We start from the raw sequence: 3073 nt of genomic DNA on the forward strand, positions 1-3073 counted from the left end.
CACCGAACTCGTCGCCGGCTGTCCCTGGCTACCCACCGGCGCAGCGACCACCTGACCAGTCACGATCCTGCCAGCCCGGTGATGTCGACCACCGGGTGCGTCCTCGGCCAGAGGATTCTAGTACGTTTGTACATGTACAGACGTACTAGAAAGTGGGGATGTCATGGCCTATCTCTTCCTCGCGATTGCCATCTCGGCCGAGGTGGTCGGTACGAGCACGCTCAAGGCGACGGCGGGATTCACCCGGTTGTGGCCCACCGTCGGGTTGGTCGCCGCCTACGTGACCTCGTTCGCCTGTCTCGCCCAGGCGGTCAAGGAGATCCCGGTCGGGGTGGCCTACGCGATGTGGTCGGGACTGGGCACCGCCGCGATCGTCGCCATCGGCGCGACCTTCCTCGGTGAACCGCTGACGCTCACCAAGGTCGTCGGTGTCGGCATCATCATCGGCGGTGTCATCCTGCTCAACCTCGGCGGTGCCCATTGAGCACCGAACGCCCACGGCGACCCGCCCGCCGCCGCGACCCGGAAGGACGACGACGCGCACTGGCCGCCGCAGCCCTGGCGGTGATCGCCGATGTCGGCATCGGCCGGACCACCCATCGGGCGGTCGCGGAGCGGGCCGATGTGCCCCTCGGCGCGACGACCTACTACTTTCCCGCCCTGACCGACCTGGTCGCGGCGGCGTTCGAGCAGGCCGACACGGACCTCGGCGAGGAGATGCGGCGGTGGGCCGACCACCTCGGCGACGGTACTGATCTACCAGCCAGACTCACCCACCTGATCTGCGAGTACCTGACCGACAGGGGGCGGGCACTCACGGAGATCGAGATGTACCTGGCCGCCGCCCGTAGCCCCGAACTGCGCGCACTGGCGCTCTCCTGGGTCGACCAGGTCCACGAGGTGCTGACGCCCCTGATCGGCGATCAGGCCGCCCGAACCCTCGTTGTCTTCCTGGACGGCGTCACCCTGCACCACCTGGCCACCGGACGGCCGGTCGACGCCACCACCGTCAGCGCGGCCGTGGCGGCTCTCGCCGGGGCCCACGGCCGCGCCTGAGACCGTCACTGGGGTACGGCCTCCACGACCTCGGCGACGTTGCCGCTGTAGCAGGTGGTGGTGGCGGTGTTCGGGGCGGAGACCGTCTGGGTGCCGTTGACGACGTAGGTCACGCCGGTCTGGAGGTTGCGGCACTGGATCCGGACCCGGTAGCTGCCGGTGTCACACTGGACCCTGCCCCGGCCGTAGTAGTGGTTACTGCCCTCGTGGACCCATTCCATCCACGGTGCGCAGCCGGTGACACCGGTGCCCGGCGGGTCCTGCACGGCGTACACCTTCTCCGCGACATTGCCGGTGTAGCAGGTGGTGGTGGCGGTGCTCGGGGCGTTGACCGCCTGGCTGCCGTAGACGACGTATCCCACGCCGGTCTGGGCGTTGCGGCACTGGATCTTCACCTTGTAGCGGCCGGTCGAGCAGGTCACCTTGCCCCGACCGTAGTAGTAGTTGCTCCCCTCGACGACCCATTCGATCGAGGTGGTGCAACCGGTGGGTGCGGACAGGGTGGACCCGACAGCGGGGGCCAGCTCCGTCACCGGGGCCGCCTCGGCGGGAGCCGCCAGGACGGACAGGCCGAGCAGGGCGGCGGCGAGCGTCGGGAATGTGCGCCTGAACAAGACAGTCTCCTAATGGCCGTGGGGATCGAAGATTTTCGTTGCGAAGGGGCCATGCTAGGAGACTTTTCGAGGCCGGTCGAGAGGTCGTCCGCTGGTCGTTGTCGACTGGGGGCGTCCATCAAGGAGCCTCGCAGGTATCGATGCACGTCAGGGGCGCAGGGCCCGCAGGAAAGCCACCGCCATCGTGCGACGTGTCGACGTCCCGGCCGCTGCCAGGGTGGTCATGTACGCGTCGAGGCGCTCGCGCTCCTCGTCTGCCAGCGCGGCGGCGATCGCTTCGCCGTACGTCGGGACCAGAGGGTTGGGGGCCACCCGCTTGAGTACCTCCCAGTCGCCGATCGGTTCGGCCGGTACCTCGATTTGGGCGCGGTAGTCCAGCTCCACCGTCTCGAACCCGACGGCCACCGCCCAGGCGAGGAGGTCACGCTCGTCGAAGTCCACCATCGGCCGCTCGGCGGCTTCGGTGGCCCCCCGGTACACGTCACGGACCCTGGCCAGCAGGTCGTCGACAGGCGAGCCGCCGCTCAGACCGAACAGATCGTCAGGACGGTGCTGCAGCGTGAAGCGGTTGATGGGCTCGAAGATGGACAGCCGTCCACCCGGCCTGAGTACCCGGAAGAACTCGGCGAACGCGGTGGCCTTGCGGTCGGAGTACATGAGCGCCGACCGGGTGGTGACGACGTCGACGGAGGCGTCCGCGACGCCGGCGAGGTCCTCGGCGGCGGCTGGTAGGAAGCTGCACCGTTCGTCGCCGTCGGCGGTACGTCGACAGTGGTCGAGCAGGTCCTGCGACACGTCGCTGAAGATGACGCGACCGTCCGGGCCGAGGCGGTCGAGCGCACCGAATCCGATCAGTCCGGTCCCGCATCCGACGTCGAGGAGCACGTCCTCGGGTGCGAGGTCGGCCCGGTCGAGGACGCCGTCGCGGAGCCACGCCAGGTCCGGGGTGTACCGGGCACGCAGGGCCGCGCTGTCACCGTCGCGGCGCGTGAGCAGCCACTGTGCCCACCTGTCGGTTGCCATCGGGTCACGATAGCCGCAGTCCGGCCGTCGCAGGGGACAGTGGACCGGTCAGCGGAGCAACGCGTGAACCGTGACGGCAACTAGATCCTCACTGCCGTCCGGGATCCGGCCGGATCCCTTCGAAAGAGAGAACACCGAACCTGATCATGAGACCGTCCGCCGCACGCCACCGCCGCAGACAGTCCAGTGAGCCTTTCCGCGCAAGGGTTTGATCACGGGTGGTAATCATGTGGTTCGGGCGTGGTCGAAGTGCAGCAGCGCGAGGGCCGCTGCCACGATCTTCCCGATTCGCCACGGGTCGAGGCTGACGTTGCGAAGCGCCTTGAAAGTGGTCTTGAGCAGTGAGTTCCCGCGTTCGCCGATGGCGCGCAGGCTGTTGT

Annotated in this window: 4 protein-coding genes and 1 pseudogene; 2 read left to right on the forward strand and 3 right to left on the reverse strand. The window is 68.4% G+C overall.

Annotated features, from left to right (window positions below; genetic code table 11):
* Window positions 1–163: 163 nt before the first annotated feature.
* Together V6U90_RS32920 and V6U90_RS32925 are read left to right on the forward strand one after the other, a co-directional pair.
* On the forward strand, window positions 164–484 hold the full coding sequence (locus V6U90_RS32920; RefSeq protein ID WP_334445008.1) for a DMT family transporter: 321 nt from the start codon (window positions 164–166) through the stop codon (window positions 482–484).
* Window positions 481–1056 (forward strand): TetR/AcrR family transcriptional regulator, encoded by a 576-nt coding sequence (locus tag V6U90_RS32925; protein ID WP_334445009.1) that lies wholly within the window; start codon window positions 481–483, stop codon window positions 1054–1056. The genes V6U90_RS32920 and V6U90_RS32925 overlap by 4 nt, the downstream gene beginning before the upstream one ends.
* A gap of 5 nt (window positions 1057–1061) precedes the next feature.
* Here the strand turns inward: V6U90_RS32925 and V6U90_RS32930 are convergent, their stop codons facing one another.
* From V6U90_RS32930 to V6U90_RS32940, 3 genes and pseudogenes are all read right to left on the reverse strand, one after another.
* A complete protein-coding gene (locus V6U90_RS32930; RefSeq protein WP_334445010.1) occupies window positions 1062–1670 on the reverse strand; it encodes a hypothetical protein in 609 nt (202 codons plus the stop codon).
* A gap of 147 nt (window positions 1671–1817) precedes the next feature.
* The gene (locus V6U90_RS32935; protein ID WP_334445012.1) at window positions 1818–2693 is read right to left on the reverse strand and encodes a class I SAM-dependent methyltransferase; all 876 of its coding nucleotides are present in this window, start codon (window positions 2691–2693) and stop codon (window positions 1818–1820) included.
* Between the two features lie 225 nt (window positions 2694–2918).
* Window positions 2919–3073, reverse strand: a pseudogene (locus tag V6U90_RS32940) (IS5/IS1182 family transposase); the annotation flags it as partial.

This window comes from Micromonospora sp. CPCC 206060, assembly GCF_036906895.1.
In the GTDB taxonomy this organism is placed as follows: Bacteria; Actinomycetota; Actinomycetes; order Mycobacteriales; family Micromonosporaceae; genus Micromonospora.